This is a genomic window from Paenibacillus lemnae (genome assembly GCF_012933385.1).
Lineage (GTDB): Bacteria > Bacillota > Bacilli > Paenibacillales > Paenibacillaceae > Paenibacillus_AQ > Paenibacillus_AQ lemnae.
The window spans coordinates 23,338-49,382 of sequence record NZ_JABBPN010000019.1 but is presented as its reverse complement, the minus strand read 5'-3'; the positions used below and the strand labels follow the sequence as shown (position 1 = coordinate 49,382).

Here is a 26,045-nt window from a genome sequence, read left to right as displayed (position 1 = left end):
TGAAATGATATGAACGGAGGCGTTAATGATGACCGAAGAAATCCGCGTGCGCTATGCACCGAGTCCAACGGGCCATTTACATATCGGCAATGCCAGAACGGCATTATTCAATTATTTGTTCGCGCGCAAGCATAACGGCAAATTTATTATCCGTATCGAGGATACGGATGTGAAGCGCAACGTCGCCGGGGGCGAAGAGAGCCAGCTGAAATATTTGAAGTGGCTGGGCGTCGAGTGGGACGAGAGTGTGGATGTGGGCGGCGAATACGGCCCCTACCGTCAAACCGAGCGTCTGGACCTGTACCGTAAATACTGGCAGGATCTGCTGGACCGAGGACTGGCCTATTACTGCTACTGTACGGAGGAAGAGCTGGATAAAGAGCGGGAAGAGCAGATGGCCCGCGGAGAAACACCGCGTTATTCCGGGAAACACCGTGATTTGACCGAGGAGCAGCGTGCGGCGTTTGAGGCCGAGGGCCGGGTGCCAAGCGTGCGCTTCCGTGTGCCGGAAGAGAAAGAATATGCCTGGGATGATATGGTGAAAGGGTCTATCTCGTTTAACAGCAAGGAGACCGGAGACTTTGTCATTGTGAAAAAAGACGGAATTCCCACGTATAACTTTGCGGTGGCGCTTGATGACTCCCTGATGAAAATTACCCATGTTCTGCGTGGCGAGGACCATATCTCCAACACACCGCGTCAGCTGATGATTTATGAGGCACTCGGTCTGACAGCACCGCGTTTTGCCCATATGACTCTGATCACGAATGAGAATCATAAGAAGCTGAGCAAGCGGGATGAATCCATCATTCAGTTCATTGAGCAGTATGATCATCTGGGTTATCTGCCGGAGGCACTGTTTAATTTTATCGCACTGCTGGGCTGGTCACCGGAAGGAGAAGAGGAAATTCTCTCGAAGGAGCAGTTGATTGAGATGTTTGATGCGAACAGGTTATCCAAGAGCCCGGCCGTGTTTGATACGAAGAAGCTGGACCATTTGAACAACCATTATCTGAAACAGGCGGATCCCGCTGTTGTAGCCGATATGGCGATTTCTCATCTGATTAAAGTCGGACATCTTCCGGAAGAGCTGACACCGGAGCAGGAAGAATGGGCACGCACGCTGGTGTCCATCTATCAGGAGCAGATGACCTCTGCTTCCGAGATTGTTGAATTGTCCTCCGTCTTCTTCAGAACGCATCTGGAGATGGATCAGGAGGGTGTTGTGGTACTGGCCGAAGAACAGGTTCCGGCTGTGCTATCCGCATTCCTTCACAAGCTGGAGCAGAACGAAGAATTTACAGCCCAGAAGATTGCGTCTTTAATCAAGGAAGTACAGAAAGAGACCGGCTTTAAAGGCAAACAGCTCTTTATGCCGATCCGTGTAGCGCTTACGGGACAGACGCATGGCCGGGATTTGAACCAGACCATCTGGCTTCTTGGCAAAGACCGGGTGCTGGAGCGCCTGCGTGCTCAGATCAAGAGTGTTTAAATAAGTTTCTCCGCTGCCGTATACCGCCTCTTGTCAGGGTCCTGTCTTTTGAGTAGAATATAGAGCAGTATCCAATTGATGATAATAAAAGCCACGATCAGGAGAAGTACGCGTAAGTTAAGTGCAGTTTCAGAGAGGATGACCGGAAGAAGACGAGGTGACTTGATTCTTCCAGGCTGAAAGCCATCCACTGCCGGAAGCGGAAATGCGCCTGTGAGCTGCATGGTTGAAGCGGTCTTTATCGTTAGATCATGCCGGTTGTCTCCGTTATGGACTTGAGTGGAACCTGAGTATCCGTCCTGTACCAAGGAGGAGACTTGGGGTTCAAGCAGAGTGGAACCGCGTAATGGAATCGACGTCTCTGCAGCGAAAGCTGCAGGGGCGTTTTTTATATCTTTCGGCTGGATCATGCATTCAGGGGGAGGAAGGGACATGTTCAAGCAGATGAAGTCGGATATACGCACTGTATTTGAGAATGACCCGGCCGCCCGGGGTTGGTTTGAAGTGGTGTTTACCTATTCAGGGCTTCATGCCTTGTGGGCACATCGTATTGCGCATGCGCTGTTTCTACGGCGATGGTATACGCTGGCCCGGGTCGTATCACAGTTCAGTCGGTTTATGACCGGGATCGAAATCCACCCCGGGGCAACCATCGGTCAGCGGCTGTTTATCGATCATGGCATGGGTATTGTCATTGGCGAGACCTGCGAGATCGGGGATGACGTGGTTATTTATCAGGGCGTGACGCTCGGCGGAACGGGCAAGGAGAAGGGCAAACGGCACCCGACGATCGGCAGCAATGTGGTTATCGGATCCGGGGCGAAAGTACTTGGCTCCTTCTCTATTGGGGATAATTGCAATATCGGCTCGAATGCCGTGGTGCTCCGCGAAGTTCCAGCCAACAGCACGGTGGTCGGGAATCCGGGCAAGATCGTGAAGCAGAACGGCGAAAGAGTTCGGGACCGGCTGGATCATACCAATCTGCCTGACCCGATTGTCGATACGCTGCGCGGCATGCAGAGAGAGATTGATGAGCTGCGAAAAGAGCTGGATGATCAGCGAAAGGCTGACCGCAGGGTACAGGACCCTGAACCATTGGAGATACAGCTGCATAGAGATTTACAAAAGCGATAAGACGAAAGGATTGTGACCATACCCATGGCGCTTCAGATTTATAATACGTTAACCCGCAAGAAGGAGACTTTTCAGTCCAAAGAAGCCGGGAAGGTCAGCATGTATGTATGCGGACCGACCGTATACGATTATATTCATATCGGGAATGCGCGTCCGATGATCTTCTTTGATGTGGTTCGTGCTTATTTGGATCAACAGGGCAATGACGTTTCCTATGTTGTGAATTTTACCGATGTCGATGACAAAATGATTCGTAAAGCAGAGCAGACCGGGACGACGGTGCCAGAGGTGGCGGACAAATTCATCGCGGCTTACTTTGAGGACCTGGATGGTCTCGACATTCCTCGCGCAACTCTGAATCCACGCGTGACGGAGAACATGGACAATATTATCGAGTTCATCACGGAGCTGATTCAGAAAGACTTTGCTTATGAGAACGGCGGAGACGTCTTTTACCGGACCCGCAAGTTCGATGATTACGGTAAGCTGTCTCAGCAAAATCTGGATGAGCTTCAGTTCGGGATCCGGATCGAGGTGGACCGGCGCAAGGAAAACCCGGAAGATTTCGTTCTCTGGAAAGCAGCCAAGCCCGGCGAAATTTACTGGGAGAGTCCATGGGGCGACGGCCGGCCGGGGTGGCATATTGAATGCTCCGCAATGGCGCGCCGTTACCTCGGGGATACGCTGGATATACACGGCGGCGGACAGGATCTGCAGTTCCCGCATCATGAATGCGAGGTCGCTCAATCCGAAGCGCTGACGGGGAAACCTCTGGCCAACTACTGGATGCATAACGGCTATATTCGTATCAATAATGAGAAAATGTCGAAATCTCTCGGCAATGGAGTGCTCGTAAAAGAATTGAGAGAGCAGTATACCAAGGAAGCAATCCGTTACTTTATGCTCTCCACGCATTACCGTAATCCGCTTAATTTCAGTGATGAGGTTATGGACCAGGCCCAGAACAGCGTGGAGCGTCTGAGTAATGCAGCCAGCAATGTCCGTCATCGTCTCCAGATGGCTGTTGCGTCACCGGAGGGGAAGGCCGGGGATGATATTCAGGAGAAAATATCCGCTGTACTGAATGAATTCCACCAAAAAATGCAGGATGATTTTAACACACCTGACGCGATAACCGCGATGTTCCAGTGGGCAGCCGAGGCGAATCAGCTGCTGCAGCAGCCATCGATACCGGCTGAGGATCTGGCATTCGTTCTGGATGCATTTGAAGAGATGAATGCCGTGCTGCGTGTCGTTGAAATTCAGGCAGAGGAGCTGCTGGACGAGGAGATTGAGCAGCTGATCCATGAGCGCTCCGAGGCACGTATCAACAAGAATTGGGCACGTGCTGATGAAATCCGCGACCTCTTGGCAGAGAAAGGAATTATATTGGAGGATACGGCGCAGGGCATGCGCTGGCGGCGCAAATGAGCGGGAACGGAAACGGAAATCTGGAGAGCGGTTGGTTTCCTTATCCGCCCTCCAAGCCTGTCCGGCTCGTGCCGCCGATCGTGCTGGCATACATCGGGGATGCTATATACGAGGTAGCAGTGCGTCAGTATCTGATCTCCAAGCCCAGCTTGCGGCCGAATCATCTGCACCGGGCGGCAACGTCGCTGGTATCCGCCAGGGCCCAAAGCGTCATATTGAATTATTTGGAGCCGCTCCTGACCGAAGAAGAGAAAGACGTCGTGCGCCAGGGAAGAAATGCAAAGTCAGGAAGTATTCCAAAGAATGCAGATGTGCTGGAGTACCGCCATGCAACGGCCTTCGAATGTTTGGTCGGCTTTCTTTACTATACGGGCCAGCATGACAGACTTCAGGAGCTGGTAGGCCAGGCGATACAGTACAGAGACGAGCATGGCGGATAGTGCCGGGGAATCTTGACAGTAATCAAACATAAAAACCGGACGACATCACCCGGATACCATACAGCCGCCGGCCCTGTGGAATAAAGAGAGGGCAGGCAACAGGAGGATAATATTATGCAGGAAGAAGAAATGATTGCCGGGAAGCACTCCGTCACCGAGGCGCTGCGATCCGGCCGTACCATCAATAAAATCTGGATTGCCGAAAATGCCCAAAAGCATTTGACGCAGCCCATTATTGCTGAAGCTAAAAAAGCAGGGGTAATCGTGCAGAACGTGGACAAGCGAAAGCTGGACCAGATGGTTCCCGGCATTCAGCACCAGGGCGTGGTTGCCCAGGCCGCTCCGTATGCATACGCACATATGGATGATCTGCTTAAGCATGCTGAAGAAAAAGGAGAAGCTCCGTTTCTCCTCATCTTGGACGAGATCGAGGATCCGCATAATCTTGGCTCGATTCTGAGAACGGCTGACTGTACCGGAGTCCATGGAGTTGTGCTTCCAAAGCGGCGTTCCGCTCAGATTACAGCGACCGTTTCGAAAACTTCGGCGGGCGCGGTGGAATATGTGCCCGTGGCACGGGTAACAAACCTGGCCCAGACGATTGATCAGCTGAAGGAGATGGGCGTCTGGGTTGTAGGCACGGTTGTTGATGAGGTTGAAGAAATCTACGAAACCTCCGTGTTCAACGGTCCGGTAGCCATTGTGATCGGCAATGAAGCGAAAGGCATGGGCCGGTTGATCCGTGAGAAGTGTGATGTGCTGGTGAAACTGCCGATGGCAGGCCAGATCAATTCACTGAATGCTTCCGTGGCTGCAGGAGTCATTATGTACGAAGTGCTCCGCCGTCGCCGCATGCAAGGGTAGGATAAGATGGCCGATTGGCGGGATGTGCTGCTGGTCGACGGTTACAACATGATCGGCGGCTGGCCTTTCCTGGCCGAGCTGTCCAAGATCAGCATGCAGGAGGCGCGCGATGCGCTGCTGGAGAAGCTGGCGGATTACCAGGCTTTTTCAGGTCTTCGGATCATCGCTATATTTGACGCCTATCTCGTGCCGGGTCTTGGCAAGTCCTTCACCCAGGGGAAGGTACAGGTTTACTTCACGAAGGAAAAAGAAACCGCAGACGAGTGCATTGAACGTCTGGTGGGGGAGTTCAGCCACCGCCGGCGGAAAATTTATGTAGCAACAAGTGATTTGATTGAACAGCATATTATTTTTGCATTGGGCGCACTGCGAATATCGGCCCGGGAGCTGCTGCACCAGGTGAAGCAGAGCGAGAAAGAAGTGAAGCGTAAAATCGAGCAGGACCGCGACAATTCAAGGCGCAATACACTGGAAGGGAAGCTGTCTTCTGATGTGCTGCAGATGTTCGAACGCTGGCGCCGTGAAAAATAATGAATGGCATTTCAAAATCATGAAACTCTTTACATTTATGTTATTCACACTCTAAAACAGGAATACCGTGGTTGACGGTCTAAAAGCCATCATATATACTTGTCATATATTTCAAGCGAGTGACGGTTTACCGTGCGTTCCGGGCCGGAGGGATTCTATTGAGTGTCGACCTCAAGGAAGTCATGTTATCGAGGTATGATGTTGTAAGCGATGAAGACATTGTCGAGACGGTCCGTGAAGGTGATATCGGAGCGTTGGAATATTTGATCAATAAGTACCGGAACTTCGTGCGTGCCAAGGCGCGTTCCTATTTTTTAATCGGAGCTGATCGTGAAGATATCGTCCAAGAAGGGATGATTGGTCTTTACAAGGCGATCCGGGATTTCAAGGGAGACAAGCTGTCCTCATTCAAGGCTTTTGCCGAATTGTGCATCACCCGCCAGATCATCACGGCGATCAAGACGGCTACGAGACAGAAGCATATCCCTTTGAACTCCTATGTATCTCTGGACAAGCCGATTTACGATGAAGATTCTGACCGGACGCTGCTGGATGTCATTTGCGGCACTGCTGTAAGTGATCCGGAAGAGCTGATCATTAATCAAGAAGAGTTTGTCGGGCTGGAAGACAAGATGTCGGAAATTTTAAGTGATCTCGAGCGGAAAGTACTGATGCTTTATTTGGATGGACGTTCTTATCAAGAAATTGCTGTCGATTTGAGCCGTCATGTAAAGTCGATCGATAATGCCCTGCAGCGAGTCAAGCGCAAGCTTGAGCGGTATCTGGAGGTTCGGGATCTGTGAATAATGAAGAAGGAAGGCTCTAAGAAGAGAGCCTTTTTTGCTGTCATGTTGACTGTTTGGTGTTTTAAGGACTGTAAGGTTGACCATAATGGTAAGTAATGCATCCCTTGTTTCAGAGAGAAAAAGGCTTGAAATGGCGTGGTCCATATGATAAAGTGTTTTAGGTAGGCCTAAATTCGCGTTTTTATGAACAATCCGTTTGAACCTTTTCGGAATCAGCGGTTTATTCAGAATGTGCGCGAAAATATTGGTGATCCGTCTTTTTTCGGATAGCCGGTATTTATACTAGGATTAATATCGGTTCTTCTGATGAAGAAGGACGTCTCGGGAGGTGTACATCATGCGGGTAATTATCACTTTGGCTTGTACAAGCTGCAAACAAAGAAACTACACAACCACCAAAAACAAGCGAAATCACCCCGACCGCATGGAGATGAAGAAATTTTGCAAGTTTTGTAACGAGCAAACTCCTCATCGCGAAACCAGATAGTTTTTTGGAGGTGTAGTCGGCGTGAAACGTGGTTTCAAGTCTCTGTTTTCCTTTTTCTCTGAAAGCTGGGGTGAACTTAAAAAAGTTCGCTGGCCCAATCGTAAAGAACTGACGAACTATACACTCATCGTTATCGGCACCATTGCGTTTGTCACAATTTATTTTTGGGTTCTAGACATCGGCATCTCCGCTGTGATCGAAGCGATAATTTAGAAGGGTCCCAGGTGGCTTGATATGGAAAAAAGATGGTACGTAGTTCATACCTATTCAGGGTATGAGAATAAGGTCAAAGCCAATTTGGAAAAACGCGTTGAGTCTATGGGCATGGAGGACAAAATATTCCGCGTTCTTGTTCCGATGGAAGAAGAAATTGTAAACAAGGACGGTAAGAAAAAGACCGTCATGCGTAAAGTTTACCCGGGATATGTCTTGGTCGAAATGATTCAAACTGATGATTCCTGGTATGTTGTCCGCAACACGCCTGGGGTTACAGGATTTGTTGGTTCGACAGGTTCGGGTTCCAAGCCGACAGCATTGCTTCCAGAAGAAGTGGAACAAATTCTGAAGCATATGGGCATGGAAGAGCCGAAACCGAAGATCGAATTCGACATTAAAGAATCCGTTCGCATCAAGGTGGGTCCTTTTGCAAACTTTGTGGGCTCCGTGGAAGAAATTTTGGTTGAAAAAAGCAAGCTGAAGGTTCACGTCAACATGTTTGGACGGGAAACCCCGCTGGAGTTGGATTATACTCAAGTGGAGAAGATATAAGGTTCTTCAGGTTTCTTGTGGGAGGGCGTTCAAGCGTCCGCTACCACTATTGATGCAAGGAGGTGTCTTACATGGCTAAAAAGGTAATCAAGGTTGTTAAACTGCAAATTCCTGCAGGTAAAGCGAATCCGGCTCCTCCAGTAGGTCCAGCTTTGGGTCAAGCGGGTGTCAACATCATGGCATTCTGTAAAGAATTCAACGCTCGTACCGCTGATCAGGCTGGCCTCATCATCCCGGTTGAAATTTCGGTATTTGAGGATCGTTCCTTTACATTCATCACCAAAACTCCACCGGCTGCTGTTCTGCTGAAGGTTGCTGCCAAGATCGAAAAAGGATCCGGCGAACCTAACAAGAAGAAAGTAGCTACTGTGAATCGTGACGTAGTTCGTCAAATCGCAGAACAAAAAATGGCTGACCTGAATGCTGCATCTGTTGAAGCTGCAATGCTGATGGTCGAAGGTACTGCTCGCAGTATGGGTATCACTGTTCAAGACTAATCATCTTGAATGCTTTTACCGGATTATATCCGGAACATGTGGGAGGAATTTCCGCTAACACCACAAAGGAGGAAGAATAAACATGGCTAAACACGGTAAGAAATACGTTGAAGCTGCTAAGCTGATTGACAGCGAAGCAACTTATGAGTCTTTGGAAGCCGTTGAACTGGTGAAAAAGGCTGCAACAGCTAAATTCGACGAAACTGTTGAAGTGGCTGTTCGTCTGGGCGTAGACCCTCGTAAACAAGACCAGGCTGTTCGTGGTGTTGTTGTCCTGCCTCACGGCACAGGTAAAACACAACGCGTACTGGTATTTGCAAAAGGTGAAAAAGCCAAAGAAGCCGAAGCGGCTGGCGCTGATTTTGTAGGTGATCAGGATATGATCAACAAAATCCAACAGGGCTGGTTCGAATTCGACGTCTGTGTGGCAACACCTGACATGATGAGCGAAGTTGGTAAATTGGGCCGTCTGCTCGGCGGTAAAGGCCTGATGCCTAACCCTAAAGCTGGAACGGTTACTTTCGATGTTTCCAAGGCTGTTCAAGAAATTAAAGCCGGTAAAATCGAGTACCGTCTGGACAAAGCAGGTCAAATTCACGCGCCAATCGGCAAAGTTTCATTTGATGCGGCTAAACTGAACGACAACCTGAAAGCTTTGGTTGACGCTCTGAACCGCGCGAAGCCAGCGGCTGCAAAAGGCGTATACCTGAAGAACATCGCTGTATCTTCAACTATGGGTCCTAGCGCACGTGTGAACACAGCTTCTTACAAATAATAATTCCCATTGACTTCGGTCTAGGGTATTTGATATGATGTAAAAGTTGTGAATGCATTGACTTGTTATTACATTCGAATATGCTTACCGTAGACAGTAGGTGCCATTAGCAGGCTTAATTTCCTACCGAGGTGTTATGATAGAACGTCAGCAGTTTGTCCGGTTTGTCCGGCATAATGATGATCCATCAGGCCTTCGTGATTCTACGGAGGCTTTTTTGATGCCCGTAGGATGGGAGTTTAGGCTTCCAGCTAACCATACAATCAGGAGGTGTAGACATTGGCAAACGCAAAAGTGATTCAATCCAAACAAGATGCGGTGGACGTAGTAACTTCCAAGCTGCGCGAGAGCGTATCAACCGTTGTTGCAGACTATCGCGGACTGAACGTTGCCCAGGTAACTGAACTGCGTAAGCAGCTTCGTGAAGCTGGCATCGAGTTTCAAGTATTGAAAAACACCCTGCTTCGCCGTGCAACAGCAGCTGCAGAGCTGACTGAACTCGACGAAGCGCTGACAGGACCAACGGCCATTGCTTTCAGTAATGACGACGTTGTAGCTCCGGCTAAAATCCTGAACGATTTCGCCAAGAAGAACGACGCTTTGAAATTGAAAGGCGCTGTTGTTGAAGGGCGTGTCATCAGCACAGAAGAAATTAAAGCACTGGCAGAGCTTCCTTCCCGCGAAGGTCTCCTCTCCATGCTCCTCAGCGTGCTTCAAGCGCCTGTGCGCAACTTCGCGCTTGCAGTTAAAGCTGTTGCTGAGAAAGAAGAACAAGGCGCGTAAGATCCTTGTTCGCCCAGCGTGTTAAAACAATAAACCTAATATAAAATGGAGGTTCACCCAAATGAGCAAAGATCAAATCTTGGAAGCAATTAAAGGTATGTCCGTTCTGGAACTGAACGATCTGGTAAAAGCAATCGAAGAAGAATTCGGCGTAACAGCAGCAGCTCCAGTAGCAGCAGTTGGCGGCGGCGCAGCAGCAGCAGAAGCTGAGCAAACTGAATTCGACGTAATCCTGAACTCCGCAGGCGGATCCAAAATCAACGTAATCAAAGTTGTTCGCGAAATCACAGGTCTTGGCCTGAAAGAAGCGAAAGAACTGGTTGATAACGCTCCAAAAGCACTGAAAGAAAAAGTAGCTAAAGAAGAAGCAGAAGCTGTAAAAGCGAAGCTGGAAGAAGCAGGCGCATCCGTAGAAGTGAAGTAATTTCGCTTTTATGAACATCCTTGCATCTTGAACATACAAACCCCTTGAATTTAGGTTCAAGGGGTTTGTTATTATGAGGAGTGTCAGGCTGCATTCAAGAGATTCCTCAGCAGGCCAGATCATAGAGTGGGAATGGACTATGATAGGTTAGGTGAGGGTATACTAGATTGTAAGAGCTATATAATCCTTGTCAGTGGATGGCGTATACCATGTAAATTCGGGGTGTTACGGAGGAAAGAAAATGCCGAATCAGCATTATTATTCGAACAGACCGGAAACCGGTCATGACCGGCGAAAGCTGAAAACCGAGCTGAGGGGACATCCATTCACCTTTATCAGCGATGCCGGAGTCTTTTCCAAGTCAGGAATTGATTACGGAAGCAAAGTAATGATTGAAGCCCTGGAATTTTCGGCTGAGGCCCAGGTGCTGGATGTTGGCTGCGGTTATGGACCGATTGGATTAGCTGCGGCAGTCATAGCTTCTGCAGGCCATGTGACCATGGTCGATGTCAACAGCCGGGCAGTAGAGTTGGCTAAAGAGAATGCAGCTTTGAACGGAATCTCGAATGTAACCATTCTGGAGAGTGATCTGTTCGCAGCCGTGAAAGGGAAGAGCTTTGATATTGTGTTAACCAACCCGCCAATTCGGGCAGGGAAAGAAACGGTGCACACCATATTTGAAGAAGCTTATGAACATTTGCGGGATCAGGGTGAGTTATGGATTGTGATTCAGAAAAAACAAGGCGCCCCGTCCGCAAGAGCGAAACTGGAGAGCCTGTTTCAAGAGGTAGAGGAAGTAACGAAAGATAAAGGCTACCGGATTATCAGAGCACGAAAAATTTCATCTCAAAGCTAAGAACTGGGCATTGACCCGGCCTTCCCATTGTGATATTATTATAAAATGTCAGTATTAGGATGGTCTCTTTGTCTTTAGTTTGCTGAAATGTCAAGCTTTGATGTGGCGTTGTTGAATATATTCCGTCATATTGACGTATAATATGTACATTTTAGGCAAATCTACTGGATATGAGATGATTATCGTAACCATGGATAAGCTGCTCTTTTTTCGAACATCTTCGATAAGGGCTTTTCTCTATTTATGGGAGTTGCCTCTGTAAGTTCCATTATAGTGTTACAAACAGAGGTTCGCAATGAATTTTTAATAGTGAGTAGACATGAGGGGTGAGTTTAAGTTGGCAGGACATCTTGTTCAATATGGTCGACGCACTCGGCGAAGTTATGCACGGATTAACGAGGTACTCGAGGTTCCGAACCTGATTGAAATCCAACAAAGATCTTACGATTGGTTTTTGGAGGAAGGGTTGCGCGAAATGTTTCAGGACATCTCGCCGATTCAGGATTTTACAGGCAATTTGGTGCTGGAGTTTATCGACTACAGCCTTGGAGAACCGAAATACACCGTCGATGACGCGAAAGAACGCGACGTTACTTATGCGGCACCGCTCCGTGTAAAAGTCCGTCTCATCAATAAGGAGACAGGAGAGGTCAAGGAGCAGGAAGTGTTCATGGGAGATTTTCCACTGATGACGGAAACCGGAACCTTCATCATTAATGGTGCCGAACGGGTTATTGTCAGCCAGTTGGTTCGCTCTCCCAGCGTCTATTTCAGCACTAAAGTGGATAAAAACGGAAAGAAAACATACACTGCAACTGTCATTCCAAACCGCGGCGCATGGCTGGAATTGGAAACCGATGCGAAGGATATCGTATATGTCCGGATCGACCGTACCCGTAAAATTCCGGTGACCGTACTCCTGCGTGCCTTGGGCTTCGGCAGTGATGCGGAGATCCTGGATCTCCTTGGTAATGATGAGTATATTCGTAACACGCTGGATAAAGACAACACGGATTCTACGGAAAAGGCGCTTATTGAAATTTATGAACGTCTTCGTCCAGGCGAGCCGCCGACATTGGAGAATGCGAAGAGCCTGCTTGTCGCGCGTTTCTTTGATCCAAAGCGCTATGATCTGGCAAACGTAGGCCGTTACAAAATCAATAAAAAGCTTCACATCAAAAATCGTCTGTTTAACCAGCGTTTGGCTGAAAGCCTGATTGACACAGATACAGGTGAGATTATTGCAGAGGCAGGTCAAACCGTGGATCGTCGTCTTTTGGATGAGATCATGCCATACCTGGAGAAGAATGTAGGTTTCAAAACCTATCATGTAACAGGCGGTGTCATGGACAGTGATGATATTCCGCTGCAGACAATCGATGTATTCTCACCAATTGAGGATGGCAAGGTTGTTAAGATTATTGCGAACGGGATTATTGATAAGTCTGTGAAGCACATTACGCAGGCAGACATCATCTCGTCCATCAGTTATTTCCTTGACCTGCTGCACGGCATCGGCGATACAGATGATATCGATCACCTGGGTAACCGTCGTCTCCGTTCTGTAGGTGAACTCCTGCAGAACCAGTTCCGTATCGGTTTGTCCCGTATGGAGCGTGTGGTGCGTGAGAGAATGTCGATTCAGGATGCAAGTGTGATTACGCCGCAGGCGCTGATCAACATTCGTCCGGTAATCGCTTCGATCAAGGAGTTCTTCGGAAGCTCTCAGCTCTCCCAGTTCATGGACCAAACGAATCCACTGGCTGAGCTGACGCATAAACGTCGTCTGTCAGCATTGGGACCGGGCGGTTTGACACGTGAACGTGCAGGCTTTGAAGTTCGTGACGTTCACCACAGTCACTACGGCCGTATGTGTCCAATCGAGACACCGGAGGGACCGAACATTGGTCTGATCAACTCCTTGTCCACGTTCGCCCGCATCAACGAGTACGGTTTTATTGAAGCTCCGTACCGTTGGGTGGATCCGAAGACCGGTCAGGTAACAGAACAGATCGACTATCTGACTGCTGATGAAGAGGATAATTATGTAGTGGCCCAGGCCAATGCAGAATTGACCGAAGATAATAAGTTTAAAGACGATATGGTTATCGTTCGTTATAACAAGCAGTCTGATAACATTTTGCCTATGCCGAATGAGCGCGTCGATTACATGGACGTATCGCCGAAGCAGGTTGTTTCCGTAGCAACGGCGCTCATTCCTTTCCTGGAGAATGATGACTCCAACCGCGCACTGATGGGATCGAACATGCAGCGTCAGGCTGTACCGCTTCTGATTCCTAAAGCTCCGCTGGTCGGAACAGGGATGGAGCATAAATCCGCGAAGGATTCCGGTGTATGTATTGTATCCAAATACGATGGAATTATTGAGCGGTCGTCTGCGAATGAAATTTGGCTCCGTCGTGTAGAGTCGGTAGACGGACAAGAGGTCAAAGGCGATATCGTTAAATATAAATTACACAAATTCATGCGTTCGAACCAAGGTACATGTATTAATCAGCGTCCAATCGTTCAGCGCGGAGATGTTATTAAACAAGGCGACATCCTTGCAGACGGTCCTTCAACAGAGATGGGCGAACTGGCATTGGGTCGTAACGTAGTCGTAGCCTTTATGACTTGGGAAGGTTACAACTATGAGGATGCGATCCTGCTCTCCGAGAAGCTTGTGAAGGAGGATGTCTACACTTCGATTCACATCGAGGAGTATGAATCCGAAGCTCGGGATACCAAGCTGGGGCCGGAAGAAATCACTCGTGATATTCCGAATGTCGGTGAAGATGCGCTGAAGAATCTCGATGAGCGCGGTATTATCCGTATTGGTGCCGAGATCAGTGCTGGTGACATTCTGGTTGGTAAAGTGACGCCTAAGGGTGTAACTGAACTTACCGCAGAGGAGCGTCTCCTGCATGCCATCTTCGGAGAGAAAGCGCGCGAAGTGCGTGATACCTCGCTGCGTGTACCTCACGGTAGTGACGGGATCATTGTAGATGTTAAAGTGTTTACCCGCGAGAATGGCGATGAGCTGCCTCCGGGTGTCAATCAACTGGTTCGTGTCTATATCGCACAGAAACGTAAAATCTCTGAAGGTGACAAAATGGCTGGACGTCACGGTAACAAAGGTGTCGTTGCCCGTATTTTGCCTGAAGAAGATATGCCGTTCCTGCCCGATGGCACGCCGGTACAGGTTGTACTGAATCCGCTTGGTGTACCATCACGGATGAACATCGGACAGGTGCTTGAAGTTCACTTGGGGATGGCTGCTTTGCAGCTGGGTATCCATGTGGCTACTCCGGTATTCGACGGAGCGAGCGAGTACGATGTGTTCGATTCGATGGAAGAAGCAGGCATGCAGCGCAACGGTAAGACCGTGCTGTATGACGGACGTACGGGTGAGCGCTTTGAGCGTGAAGTTACCGTCGGCGTCATGCACATGATCAAGCTGGCGCACATGGTAGATGACAAAATCCATGCCCGTTCCACAGGTCCATACTCTCTCGTTACGCAGCAGCCGCTGGGTGGTAAAGCTCAGTTCGGCGGACAGCGTTTTGGTGAGATGGAAGTATGGGCACTGGAAGCATATGGTGCTGCATACACCCTTCAAGAAATTCTTACGGTCAAGTCTGATGACGTGGTCGGCCGGGTGAAAACCTACGAATCGATCGTCAAGGGAGAGAATGTTCCGGAACCGGGTGTTCCGGAGTCGTTCAAGGTTTTGATCAAGGAACTCCAGTCCCTCGGTATGGATGTTAAAATCCTGAGCGAGGACGAGCAGGAGATCGAGATGAAGGAACTTGACGATGAGGATGAGGCTGCAGGCGATAAGCTGAGCCTGAACCTGGAAGGCGCAGAAGTCGGAGTAGAATAAAAGCTTGCAACGAACCCCGCCGGTTAACAGCCGGCGGTGGTGTTGTGAACAAATGCAATATAATTAGGACTAGGTTGAGGAGGGTTGCTCCTTGTTGGACGTTAACAATTTCGAGTACATGAAAATCGGTCTCGCATCCCCGGAGAAGATTCGTTCTTGGTCCCGCGGTGAAGTGAAGAAGCCGGAAACGATTAACTACCGTACATTGAAGCCGGAGAAGGAAGGCTTGTTCTGTGAGCGTATCTTTGGTCCTCAAAAGGACTGGGAATGTCATTGCGGCAAGTACAAGCGCGTTCGTTATAAAGGCGTAGTCTGCGACCGCTGCGGCGTCGAGGTTACACGTGCGAAGGTTCGCCGTGAGCGCATGGGCCACATCGAGCTGGCTGCTCCTGTATCCCATATCTGGTATTTCAAAGGAATCCCGAGCCGTATGGGTCTGGCTCTGGATATGTCGCCAAGATCGCTCGAAGAGATCATTTACTTTGCTTCTTACGTCGTGACAGATCCAGGTGATACACCGCTGGAGAAGAAACAGCTTCTTTCCGAGAAAGAATACCGCAGCTATCGTGAAAAATACGGCTACGGATTCCAGGCTGGTATGGGTGCGGAAGCCGTGAAAAAACTTCTTCAGGATCTCGACATTGACAAAGAGCTTGATTTCCTGAAAGAAGAGCTGCGTACAGCTCAGGGCCAGCGCCGGAACCGTGCGATCAAGCGTCTTGAAGTCATTGAAGCCTTCCGCAACTCCGGTAATCAACCGGAATGGATGGTTATGGATGTATTGCCGGTCATTCCACCGGAGCTGCGTCCTATGGTTCAGCTGGACGGCGGACGCTTTGCGACCTCTGACTTGAATGACCTGTACCGCCGTGTTATTAACCGGAATAACCGTTTGAAGAGACTGCTCGACCTGGGTGCTCCAGACATTATCGTGCAGAACGAGAAGCGGATGCTTCAGGAAGCTGTTGATGCACTGATCGACAACGGCCGCCGTGGACGTCCGGTCACAGGTCCGGGTAACCGTCCTCTGAAATCCCTCAGCCATATGCTGAAAGGTAAACAGGGCCGTTTCCGTCAGAATCTGCTCGGTAAACGGGTTGACTACTCCGGTCGTTCCGTAATCGTTGTAGGTCCGTACTTGAAGATGTATCAATGCGGTCTGCCTAAGAAAATGGCGCTGGAATTGTTTAAGCCTTTCGTTATGAAAGAGCTTGTCAATAAAGGGCTTGCCCACAACATCAAGAGTGCGAAACGCAAGGTTGAACGCGTAAGCCCTGAAGTGTGGGATGTGCTGGAAGAAGTGATCAAGGAGCATCCGGTTCTGTTGAACCGTGCCCCAACACTTCACAGACTGGGTATCCAGGCATTCGAACCGATTCTGGTTGAAGGCCATGCCATTCGTCTTCACCCGCTCGTATGTACGGCATACAATGCCGACTTTGACGGTGACCAGATGGCGGTTCACGTTCCGTTGTCTGCCGAAGCCCAAGCTGAAGCGCGTCTATTGATGCTTGCATCTGGTAATATTTTGAACCCGAAAGATGGTAAACCGGTTGTCACGCCTTCTCAGGATATGGTTCTCGGTTCCTTCTACCTCACAATGGACAATAAAGAGGAAAAAGGTACCGGCATGATTCTGGGCAGTGTGAACGAAGCTGTATCGGCTTATCAGCGTGGTGCGGCAGGTCTGCATGCACGGGTTGCGATTCCTGTGAAAGCACTGGGTAAAACCAGCTTTACAGATAAGCAGCAGAAAGCGATGCTGGTGACGACAATTGGCCGTATCATTTTCAACGAAATTTATCCGGCAAGCTTCCCTTATATTAACGAAGCTACCCGTGAGAACCTGTTCCAGGGTACACCGGAGAAGTATTTTGTGTATGAGAAGGGTGCGGATATTCAGGATGTGATTCAGAGCCTGCCAATCAGCGGAGCGGTCGGCAAAGAATACCTGGGTCAAATTATCGCACGCTGTTTCGAGACTTATCACACAACAGAAACCTCTGTTATTCTGGATAAAATCAAGCAGCTCGGCTTTACCTACTCGACACGTGCAGGTGTAACGGTTGCCGTATCCGATGTTATCGTGCCGGATGAGAAGAATGAGATTCTGAAAAAGTCTGATGAGAAGGTCAGCGTCGTTATGAATCAATACCGCCGTGGTCTGATCACGAACGAAGAGCGCTATGACCGTGTTATCGATATTTGGTCCAAAGCGAAGGATGATATTACCGAAGTTCTCATGAAGTCGATGGACCGCTTTAACTCCATCATGCTCATGGTGGATTCCAAAGCGCGGGGTAACAAATCCCAGATTACACAGCTTGGCGGTATGCGCGGTCTGATGGCGAACCCGTCCGGACGAATCATCGAGCTCCCAATCAAATCGAACTTCCGTGAAGGTCTGACCGTTCTCGAGTACTTCCTGTCCACGCACGGTGCCCGTAAAGGTCTTGCCGATACCGCACTGCGTACAGCTGACTCCGGTTATCTGACACGCCGTCTCGTAGACGTTGCACAGGATGTTATCGTTCGTGAAGACGAGTGCAGCACGGACAAAGGATTTATCGTCAGCCGTATTCAAGACGGTAAAGAAGTCATCGAGGATCTGTATGACCGGATTGAAGGACGTTACTCCTTTGAGACTGTCCGTCATCCTGAGACGAAAGAGATCATCGTGAACCGTAATGAACTGATTGACTCTGATAAAGCGGACGAAATCGTCAAAGCTGGTGTAGAGAAAATTCAAATCCGTTCCATTTTGAGCTGCCGCGCGCGTCATGGCGTCTGCAAGAAATGTTACGGCCGTAACCTGGCTACAGGCAAGTTCGTCGAGATCGGTGAAGCGGTTGGTATCATTGCCGCTCAGTCTATCGGTGAACCGGGAACACAGCTCACGATGCGTACGTTCCATACCGGGGGCGTTGCCGGTGATGACATCACTCAAGGTCTTCCGCGTATCCAGGAGCTTTTCGAAGCCCGTAACCCTAAAGGTCAGGCTACGATCAGTGAAATTGACGGTGTCGTCAAAGAGATTCGTGAAACGAAAGACCGCCGTGAAATTGAAGTTCAGGGTGAAGCGGAGACCAAAGTCTATTCCGTTACCTATGGCTCGCGTCTGCGCGTAAGTGAAGGCAAGCAGATTGAAGCAGGTGACGAATTGACCGAGGGTTCGATCGACCCGAAAGAAATGCTGCGCATTAAGGGTATCCGCGGCGTGCAGAACTATATCCTTCAGGAAGTTCAGCGCGTATACCGGAACCAGGGCGTAGAAATCAACGATAAGCACGTTGAGGTTATGATTCGTCAAATGCTTCGCAAGTTCCGTATTGTCGATGCAGGAGATACGAATTTGCTGCCTGGTTCTTTTGTGGATCTCCACGAATATGAATCAGCCAATAAAGTAGCTATTCTGTCCGGCAAAGAGCCTGCTGTAGCTAAACCGGTACTTCTGGGTATTACCAAAGCATCCCTGGAAACCGATTCATTCCTTTCCGCGGCCTCCTTCCAGGAGACTACACGCGTACTGACTGATGCTGCCATCAAAGGCAAGGTCGATCAGCTGCTCGGTCTGAAAGAGAATGTAATTATCGGTAAACTGATCCCTGCAGGTACGGGTATGAATCGTTACCGCAGTGTGAAGTTTGAAGGTCACGAAGAGACTGTCGAAAGCCAGGAAGCTGAAAGTGTAAGCGCAGAGTAAGAGAATGGAAGGAGGCGGGTGAAGTGCAGACTCCCTGCAATGCCCGCCTCTTTTAAATTCTTTGATTGTACTTGATAATATGCTTGACATCATTTAGCCCAGGTGCTAATATAGCAAAGGTGCGTGAGCAATAGCTCTATCCCTGTTCTTTTGGAGGAATGTTTCATGTCTAATGATAAAGGACTACAGGACGCTCATATCAAGATCGGCACCAAACAAACGATGAAGGCTGTGGAGAACGGCCTGGCCGCAGAAGTGTATGTGGCTGAAGATTGCGACCAACGTTTAATCTCAAAGATTGTATCCCTGTGCGAGAAGCACGGTGTGGATATTACGTATGTGCCTACAACGAGACAACTCGGCGAGGCGTGCGGTATCGAAGTCGGTGCAGCAATGTCAGCAGTCTTGAAATCTTAACTGTAAGAAACTGTTTTTGTTGGAGGAGCAATTCTCACGGCAAAAACTTTTCATTTGTTCTTTTATGAACCGCCTGGGTCTGTGGACTTAAAAAAGGTTGTAAGAGAATGAGAAATATAGGAAGGGGGTGGCAGCATGCCAACAATTAATCAGCTGGTCCGTAAAGGCCGTCAAGCTAAAGTTTACAAATCGAAATCACCGGCACTGCAAAAAGGATTCAACGCTTTGAAACGTGAGGATACCGATTTGAGTGCTCCGCAAAAACGCGGTGTTTGTACTCGTGTAGGTACTATGACGCCGAAGAAACCGAACTCTGCACTTCGTAAATATGCTCGTGTTCGCTTGACGAACCGCATTGAGGTGACAGCTTATATTCCGGGTATCGGTCATAACCTGCAGGAGCACAGTGTCGTACTGGTTCGCGGCGGTAAAGTAAAAGACCTTCCGGGTGTACGTTACCACATCGTCCGCGGTGCGCTTGATACTGCCGGTGTTAACAACCGGATGCAGGCTCGTTCCAAATACGGTGCGAAACGTCCTAAAGCAAAAAGCTAAGTAAAAACTAATTGTATATACACATGAAGAAAGGGGGATATCCATGCCACGCAAAGGTCCAGTTACTAAAAGAGACGTGCTTCCAGATCCGGTTTACAACAGCAAGCTGGTTACACGTCTGATCAACCGCATCATGCTGGATGGTAAAAGAGGTGTTGCTCAAAGCATCCTTTATAACGCATTCAACCTGATCCAGCAGCGTACTGGCAATGATCCGATGGAAGTTTTTGAAGCGGCCATCAAGAACATCATGCCTGTACTGGAAGTTAAAGCTCGCCGTGTCGGCGGTGCTAACTACCAGGTGCCTATCGAAGTTAAACCAGAGAGACGTACATCCCTGGGATTACGTTGGCTCGTAAACTACTCCCGCAACCGCGGTGAGAAGACAATGGAAGAGCGTTTGGCGGCAGAGATTATCGATGCTTCCAACAACACAGGTGCTTCCGTTAAGAAACGTGAAGACACACACAAAATGGCTGAAGCGAACAAAGCGTTTGCTCACTACCGCTGGTAGGATTCGGTCGTTCACATTATACTTCAATTTTGAAGGGAGACTATTGTTATGGCAAGAGAGTTCTCCTTGAAAAATACACGCAACATCGGGATCATGGCGCATATTGACGCTGGTAAGACGACCACCACTGAGCGGATCTTGTTCTACACAGGCCGTACGCACAAAATCGGGGAAGTTCACGAAGGTGCTGCGACTATGGACTGGATGGAGCAGGAACAGGAGCGCGGGATCACGATTACTTCCGCTGCAACTACCGCTCAATGGAAAGGTCATCGCGTTAATATTATCGACACCCCGGGACACGTTGACTTCACAGTAGAAGTTGAACGTTCCCTTCGTGTATTGGATGGGGCAGTAGGTGTATTTAGTGCGAAAGAGGGCGTAGAACCTCAGTCGGAGACTGTATGGAGACAAGCTGACCGCTACGGCGTTCCGCGGATCGCATACGTGAACAAAATGGACATTATCGGTGCAGATTTCATCAATGTTGTTAAAGACATGAGAGACCGTCTGCAGGCCAATGCGGTAGCTATTCAGCTTCCAATTGGTGCCGAGTCCGATTTCATCGGTATTATCGATATCGTCGAGGAAAAAGCTTACATGTACAAAGATGACCTCGGCCAAAATATCGAAGAAGCAGAAATTCCAGCAGACTACAAAGATCAGGTTGAAGAACTTCGCAATGAACTGATCGAGAAGGTTGCTGAACTGGATGAAGAATTGACTATGAAATACCTTGAAGGTGAAGAAATCACCGTCGATGAGATTAAAGGCGCTCTTCGTAAAGGTGTTGTCGAAGTTAAAATCTTCCCGGTTATCTGTGGATCTTCTTACCGTAACAAAGGGGTTCAGCTGATGCTGAATGCCGTTATCGATTATTTGCCGGCTCCAATCGATGTTCCGGATATCAAGGGTACTCTTGAAGATGGAACTGAAGCGATCCGCAAATCTTCGGATGAAGAGTCGTTCTCGGCTCTGGCATTCAAAATCATGACAGACCCTTATGTAGGTAAGCTCACGTTCTTCCGCGTATACTCCGGTGTACTGCAGTCCGGTTCTTACGTGCTGAATGCTACGAAGAACAAGCGTGAACGGATCGGCCGTATCCTCCAGATGCATGCGAACAGCCGTCAAGAAATTACTGAAGTATACTCCGGTGATATTGCAGCTGCCGTAGGTTTGAAAGATACAGGTACAGGTGATACACTGTGTGATGAGAAGAATCCGGTTATTCTGGAATCTATGAACTTCCCGGATCCAGTAATCGAGATTGCGGTGGAGCCTAAGACGAAAGCTGACCAGGATAAAATGGGTGTAGCTCTCGGTAAATTGACGGAAGAGGATCCAACTCTCCGCGCACATACAGATGAAGAAACCGGTCAAACGATTCTTGCAGGTATGGGCGAGCTTCACTTGGATATCATCATTGACCGTATGCGTCGTGAATTCAAGGTAGATACCAATGTGGGTAAACCACAGGTAGCTTACCGTGAAACATTCCGTGCACCAGGTCGTGTTGAAGGTAAATTCGTTCGTCAGTCCGGTGGTCGTGGTCAATACGGTCACGTCTGGGTTGAGTTCGAACCTTTGGAACCAGGTACAGGCAATCAGTTCGAGAGCAAGGTCGTCGGCGGTTCCGTACCAAGAGAATACATTGGTCCTGCGCAGCAAGGTATTGAAGAGCAGATGAAGAACGGTGTTATTGCCGGCTTCCCGCTCGTTGACGTTAAAGCTACAATCGTTGACGGTTCATACCATGATGTCGATTCCAATGAAATGGCGTTTAAAATCGCTGGTTCCATGGCGTTGAAAGCAGCTAAAGACAAGTGTAAGCCTGTCCTGCTTGAGCCAATCATGAAAGTAGAAGTTACCGTGCCTGAGGAATACATGGGCGATGTTATGGGTATGCTGAACTCCCGTCGTGGACGCATCGAAGGTATGGATGCTCGCGGTGGTGCTCAAATTATCCGTGCTAAAGTACCTCTTTCCGAAATGTTCGGTTACTCTACAACCCTGCGTTCGGGTACACAGGGCCGCGGTGTTTTCTCAATGGAACTCTCTCACTATGAAGAAGTTCCTAAGAATATCTCCGAGGAAATTGTGTCCAAGAACAAAGGCGGAGAATAATAACGTTTTACTTGTCGGATAGGGAGACGGGTTGGAAAATTCGATTCTCCCCGGCCGGCCCAAACATATATATCCCCTTAAGGAGGAATTGTTCAAATGGCAAAGGCTAAATACGAACGTAATAAACCCCATGTTAACATCGGTACTATCGGTCACGTCGACCATGGTAAAACTACGCTGACAGCTGCAATCACAACTGTACTGTCCAAAACTTACGGCGGTGCTGCTATTGCATTCGACCAAATCGACAAAGCTCCAGAAGAGCGTGAGCGCGGTATTACAATCTCTACTGCACACGTTGAGTACGAAACTGAGAGCCGTCACTATGCACACGTTGACTGCCCAGGTCACGCTGACTATGTTAAAAACATGATCACTGGTGCTGCTCAAATGGACGGAGCGATCCTGGTTGTATCCGCAGCTGACGGCCCTATGCCGCAAACTCGCGAGCACATCCTGCTGTCCCGTCAAGTAGGCGTTCCTTACATCGTTGTATTCCTGAACAAATGCGACATGGTTGAAGATGAAGAGCTTCTGGAACTGGTTGAAATGGAAGTTCGTGATCTCCTGAGTGAATATGACTTCCCAGGCGATGACACTCCAATCACTCGTGGTTCCGCTCGTGAAGCGCTGCAAAACCCAGATGGCGAGTGGGCTCAAAAAATCGTTGAAATGTTCAAAACAATCGACGAGTACATCCCATTGCCAGAGCGCGACACTGACAAGCCTTTCCTGATGCCTGTTGAGGACGTGTTCTCAATCACTGGTCGTGGTACAGTTGCTACTGGCCGTGTTGAGCGTGGTACGATCAAAATCGGCGACGAGATCGAAATCATCGGTATTCAAGAAGAGACTAAGAAATCCGTTGTTACGGGCGTTGAAATGTTCCGTAAATTGCTGGATTCCGCTCAAGCTGGTGACAACATCGGTGCACTGCTTCGTGGTGTTGACCGTACTCAAATCGAGCGTGGTCAAGTACTGGCTAAGCCAGCTTCCGTTAAGCCACACACAGAATTCACTGCTCAAGTATACGTACTGAGCAAAGAAGAGGGCGGACGTCATAAGCCTTTCTTCACTGGCTACCGTCCACAGTTCTACTTCCGTACTACGGATGTAACTGGTGTGATCAACCTGCCAGAAGGTGCTGAAATGGTTATGCCTGGTGACAACATCACAGTTACCGTTAACCTGATCGCTCCAATCGCGATTGAAGAAGGAACAAAGTTCTCCATTCGTGAAGGCGGACGTACTGTAGGTGCGGGTTCCGTAGCTACAATCATTAAGTAATTAAGGCCTAGAGCCTTTCATAGAGCAACAGTGTACTGGAACGAGCAACAGTGTATTGTAAAGATGAAAGAGTCCGACTCAGGTCGGGCTCTTTTTACGTTAAGGCAGCACCTATATTTTTATAAAAATTACCATATGAAAGTTTTATAATGAAATGCTTGCAATGAGCCTAGGTTTTCTATATAATAATGAATGTTGTTCTGAGACGTTGCGATGATGTGAGAGGTTACTGACACACCCGGCCCCTTTGCCATGGAGCAGGTGGTTAGAAAATTTTCGCGGAGTATGTCCGATAATAAATTGGGCGATAGAAGGAGGGAAATAAAATGGCAAAGCAAAAAATCCGTATTCGTTTGAAAGCTTACGACCACAGAATTCTTGATCAATCCGCTGAGAAAATTGTTGAAACAGCAAAGCGTTCGGGTGCCGGTGTCTCGGGTCCGATCCCATTGCCTACTGAGAAGCAAATTATTACTATTCTCCGTGCGGTACACAAGTATAAGGATTCTCGGGAACAGTTCGAAATGCGCACACATAAGCGTCTGATCGACATTGTGAACCCGACTCCACAAACTGTGGATGCCTTGATGCGCTTGGACCTGCCGTCCGGTGTAGATATCGAAATTAAATTGTAATATAGTATATGAATTTTTATTGAGAAGAGAAAAGAGGTGTCAACATGAAAGGTATCTTAGGGAGAAAGCTCGGAATGACTCAAGTATTTACCGCTGAAGGTAATGTAATTCCTGTAACGGTTATCGAAGCAGGTCCTTGTGTTGTCTTGCAAAAGAAAGATCTGGAGAACGATGGTTACGAAGCTGTTCAGATCGGATTTGCTGACAAAAAAGAAAAGAATGCCAACAAGCCAGAGGCAGGACATGCGAAAAAAGCAAACACTGCACCTAAGCGCTACGTTCGTGAAATTCGCGGTGTTGACCTCGCAGCTGTCGAGGTTGGCCAAGAGCTGAAAGCTGATGTTTTCGCAGAAGGCGAATTTGTTGACGTAACGGGTATTTCCAAAGGTAAAGGATTCCAAGGTGTAATCAAACGTTGGGGCCAAAGCCGCGGACCAATGTCTCACGGTTCCCGTTATCATCGTCGTCCAGGTTCCATGGGTTCGATCCAAGCTAACCGCGTACCTAAAGGTAAGCGTCTGCCAGGACACATGGGTCATGAGACGGTAACGATTCAAAAGCTTGAAATCATCCGTGTGGATACTGAGCGTAACGTACTGCTCGTAAAAGGATCCATTCCAGGACCTAAAAAAGGTTTTGTTCAAGTCAAAGAAACGGTGAAGAAATAATCGACTGAAGAAAGGAGGAACAATCAATGCCTAAAGTAGCACTATTTAGTATCGATGGCAGCCAAGTCGGCGAAGTAGAATTGAATGATGCCGTATTCGGTATCGAGCCTAATGCGCATGTACTGCACAGTGCAGTATTGCTGCAGCGCGCTTCCCAGCGCCGCGGTACACATAAAGTAAAAGGACGTTCTGAAGTACGCGGCGGCGGACGCAAGCCGTGGAAACAGAAAGGTACTGGTCGTGCCCGTCAAGGTTCGATCCGTTCTCCGCAATGGAAAGGCGGCGGTGTGGTATTTGGACCAACTCCACGCAGCTATTCTTTCAAGCTTCCTAAGAAAGTTCGCCGTCTGGCGATTAAATCTGCGCTGTCTACCAAAGTTCAGGACAACAGCATTATTGTGCTGGATCAACTGACCATGAGCGCTCCTAGAACCAAAGAGTTTGCCAGCATTCTCAGCAACCTGAAAGTGGGACGCAAAGCTCTGATTGTAGCCCCTAGCTATGATGATAATGTAGCCCTTTCCGCACGTAACATCCCTGGTGTGAAGTTCGTAGCGGCTGATGGCATTAATGTTCTTGACGTACTGACGTACGATCAACTGATCATTACGAAGGAAGCAGTTCAGAAGGTAGAGGAGGTGCTCGCGTAATGAAGGATCCTCGCGATATAATCAAGCGCCCTGTGATCACGGAACGTACGGCTGACTACATGGCTGAGCTGAAATATGCTTTTGAAGTTGACATTCGTGCCAACAAGACGGAAATCAAGAAAGCTGTTGAATCTATTTTCAACGTTAAAGTATCGAACGTGAATACGATGCGTGTTCCTGCGAAGCCGAAACGTTACGGCCGCCACTTCGGTTATACATCGGAATGGAAAAAGGCTATCGTAACTCTGGCGAAGGACAGCAAGCCGCTTGAGTTTTTTGAATCGGTAGAATAAGAATTTTGTAAGTAAGGAGGGAAAC

The 26,045-nt window shown here is 48.7% G+C and carries 26 protein-coding genes and 2 other annotated features; all 26 genes read left to right on the top strand.

Going from position 1 to position 26,045, the window contains the following annotated elements; translation table 11 throughout:
• Positions 1-28: 28 nt before the first annotated feature.
• The 26 genes from gltX to rplW all read left to right on the top strand — a co-directional run bounded on the left by gltX (position 29) and on the right by rplW (position 26,020).
• A complete protein-coding gene (gene gltX, locus HII30_RS17370; protein WP_169506313.1) occupies positions 29-1,492 on the top strand; it encodes a glutamate--tRNA ligase in 1,464 nt (487 codons plus the stop codon).
• A gap of 84 nt (positions 1,493-1,576) precedes the next feature.
• Positions 1,577-1,858: a binding site (T-box leader), on the top strand.
• A 66-nt stretch (positions 1,859-1,924) separates the two neighbouring features.
• Positions 1,925-2,626 (top strand): serine O-acetyltransferase, encoded by a 702-nt coding sequence (cysE, locus tag HII30_RS17365; RefSeq protein ID WP_211184665.1) that lies wholly within the window; start codon positions 1,925-1,927, stop codon positions 2,624-2,626.
• A 24-nt stretch (positions 2,627-2,650) separates the two neighbouring features.
• Complete coding sequence (cysS, locus tag HII30_RS17360) at positions 2,651-4,057, top strand: cysteine--tRNA ligase (protein ID WP_169506312.1); 1,407 nt, start codon at positions 2,651-2,653, stop codon at positions 4,055-4,057.
• A complete protein-coding gene (locus tag HII30_RS17355) occupies positions 4,054-4,497 on the top strand; it encodes a Mini-ribonuclease 3 (protein WP_169506311.1) in 444 nt (147 codons plus the stop codon). Before cysS ends, HII30_RS17355 begins: the two co-directional genes overlap by 4 nt.
• 114 nt (positions 4,498-4,611) lie before the next feature.
• Entirely contained in the window at positions 4,612-5,361 is a 750-nt protein-coding gene (gene rlmB, locus HII30_RS17350; RefSeq protein ID WP_169506310.1) for a 23S rRNA (guanosine(2251)-2'-O)-methyltransferase RlmB, read from the top strand.
• Between the two features lie 6 nt (positions 5,362-5,367).
• On the top strand, positions 5,368-5,892 hold the full coding sequence (locus HII30_RS17345) for an NYN domain-containing protein (RefSeq protein ID WP_169506309.1): 525 nt from the start codon (positions 5,368-5,370) through the stop codon (positions 5,890-5,892).
• 158 nt (positions 5,893-6,050) lie between these two features.
• Positions 6,051-6,695: an RNA polymerase sporulation sigma factor SigH gene (gene sigH, locus HII30_RS17340; protein WP_169506308.1), complete on the top strand. Its 645-nt coding sequence runs from the start codon at positions 6,051-6,053 to the stop codon at positions 6,693-6,695.
• Between the two features lie 340 nt (positions 6,696-7,035).
• Positions 7,036-7,185, top strand: a complete 150-nt coding sequence (gene rpmG / locus HII30_RS17335; protein ID WP_006212941.1) for a 50S ribosomal protein L33 — start codon at positions 7,036-7,038, stop codon at positions 7,183-7,185.
• A gap of 21 nt (positions 7,186-7,206) precedes the next feature.
• Entirely contained in the window at positions 7,207-7,398 is a 192-nt protein-coding gene (gene secE / locus HII30_RS17330; protein ID WP_169506307.1) for a preprotein translocase subunit SecE, read from the top strand.
• A 21-nt stretch (positions 7,399-7,419) separates the two neighbouring features.
• The gene (nusG, locus tag HII30_RS17325; protein WP_169506306.1) at positions 7,420-7,953 is read left to right on the top strand and encodes a transcription termination/antitermination protein NusG; all 534 of its coding nucleotides are present in this window, start codon (positions 7,420-7,422) and stop codon (positions 7,951-7,953) included.
• A gap of 71 nt (positions 7,954-8,024) precedes the next feature.
• Positions 8,025-8,450, top strand: coding sequence for a 50S ribosomal protein L11 (gene rplK / locus HII30_RS17320; protein ID WP_169506305.1), 426 nt, complete (start codon positions 8,025-8,027; stop codon positions 8,448-8,450).
• A gap of 82 nt (positions 8,451-8,532) precedes the next feature.
• A complete protein-coding gene (gene rplA, locus HII30_RS17315) occupies positions 8,533-9,225 on the top strand; it encodes a 50S ribosomal protein L1 (RefSeq protein ID WP_169506304.1) in 693 nt (230 codons plus the stop codon).
• Between the two features lie 69 nt (positions 9,226-9,294).
• Positions 9,295-9,453 (top strand) — a sequence feature (ribosomal protein L10 leader region).
• 51 nt (positions 9,454-9,504) lie between these two features.
• A complete protein-coding gene (gene rplJ, locus HII30_RS17310) occupies positions 9,505-10,008 on the top strand; it encodes a 50S ribosomal protein L10 (protein WP_169506303.1) in 504 nt (167 codons plus the stop codon).
• A gap of 61 nt (positions 10,009-10,069) precedes the next feature.
• On the top strand, positions 10,070-10,432 hold the full coding sequence (gene rplL, locus HII30_RS17305) for a 50S ribosomal protein L7/L12 (protein WP_169506302.1): 363 nt from the start codon (positions 10,070-10,072) through the stop codon (positions 10,430-10,432).
• Between the two features lie 241 nt (positions 10,433-10,673).
• Positions 10,674-11,288 carry a class I SAM-dependent methyltransferase gene (locus HII30_RS17300; protein ID WP_169506301.1) on the top strand — a complete coding sequence of 205 codons (615 nt, stop codon included), beginning with the start codon at positions 10,674-10,676 and terminating at the stop codon, positions 11,286-11,288.
• 337 nt (positions 11,289-11,625) lie between these two features.
• A complete protein-coding gene (gene rpoB, locus HII30_RS17295) occupies positions 11,626-15,171 on the top strand; it encodes a DNA-directed RNA polymerase subunit beta (protein ID WP_169506300.1) in 3,546 nt (1,181 codons plus the stop codon).
• Between the two features lie 91 nt (positions 15,172-15,262).
• Positions 15,263-18,874: a DNA-directed RNA polymerase subunit beta' gene (gene rpoC / locus HII30_RS17290; RefSeq protein ID WP_169506299.1), complete on the top strand. Its 3,612-nt coding sequence runs from the start codon at positions 15,263-15,265 to the stop codon at positions 18,872-18,874.
• Positions 18,875-19,039: 165 nt separating this feature from the next.
• Positions 19,040-19,291, top strand: coding sequence for a ribosomal L7Ae/L30e/S12e/Gadd45 family protein (locus HII30_RS17285; RefSeq protein ID WP_169506298.1), 252 nt, complete (start codon positions 19,040-19,042; stop codon positions 19,289-19,291).
• Positions 19,292-19,426: 135 nt separating this feature from the next.
• The gene (gene rpsL / locus HII30_RS17280; RefSeq protein ID WP_169506297.1) at positions 19,427-19,846 is read left to right on the top strand and encodes a 30S ribosomal protein S12; all 420 of its coding nucleotides are present in this window, start codon (positions 19,427-19,429) and stop codon (positions 19,844-19,846) included.
• A 43-nt stretch (positions 19,847-19,889) separates the two neighbouring features.
• Positions 19,890-20,360, top strand: coding sequence for a 30S ribosomal protein S7 (gene rpsG, locus HII30_RS17275; protein WP_138227150.1), 471 nt, complete (start codon positions 19,890-19,892; stop codon positions 20,358-20,360).
• A 48-nt stretch (positions 20,361-20,408) separates the two neighbouring features.
• Entirely contained in the window at positions 20,409-22,487 is a 2,079-nt protein-coding gene (gene fusA / locus HII30_RS17270) for an elongation factor G (RefSeq protein WP_169506296.1), read from the top strand.
• Positions 22,488-22,583: 96 nt separating this feature from the next.
• On the top strand, positions 22,584-23,774 hold the full coding sequence (gene tuf / locus HII30_RS17265; RefSeq protein WP_169506295.1) for an elongation factor Tu: 1,191 nt from the start codon (positions 22,584-22,586) through the stop codon (positions 23,772-23,774).
• Positions 23,775-24,100: 326 nt separating this feature from the next.
• Positions 24,101-24,409 carry a 30S ribosomal protein S10 gene (rpsJ, locus tag HII30_RS17260; RefSeq protein WP_005544556.1) on the top strand — a complete coding sequence of 103 codons (309 nt, stop codon included), beginning with the start codon at positions 24,101-24,103 and terminating at the stop codon, positions 24,407-24,409.
• A 44-nt stretch (positions 24,410-24,453) separates the two neighbouring features.
• Positions 24,454-25,077, top strand: a complete 624-nt coding sequence (rplC, locus tag HII30_RS17255) for a 50S ribosomal protein L3 (protein WP_169506294.1) — start codon at positions 24,454-24,456, stop codon at positions 25,075-25,077.
• Between the two features lie 26 nt (positions 25,078-25,103).
• Positions 25,104-25,727 carry a 50S ribosomal protein L4 gene (gene rplD / locus HII30_RS17250; protein ID WP_169506293.1) on the top strand — a complete coding sequence of 208 codons (624 nt, stop codon included), beginning with the start codon at positions 25,104-25,106 and terminating at the stop codon, positions 25,725-25,727.
• Complete coding sequence (rplW, locus tag HII30_RS17245) at positions 25,727-26,020, top strand: 50S ribosomal protein L23 (RefSeq protein WP_169506292.1); 294 nt, start codon at positions 25,727-25,729, stop codon at positions 26,018-26,020. Before rplD ends, rplW begins: the two co-directional genes overlap by 1 nt.
• The last annotated feature ends 25 nt before the right edge of the window (positions 26,021-26,045 follow it).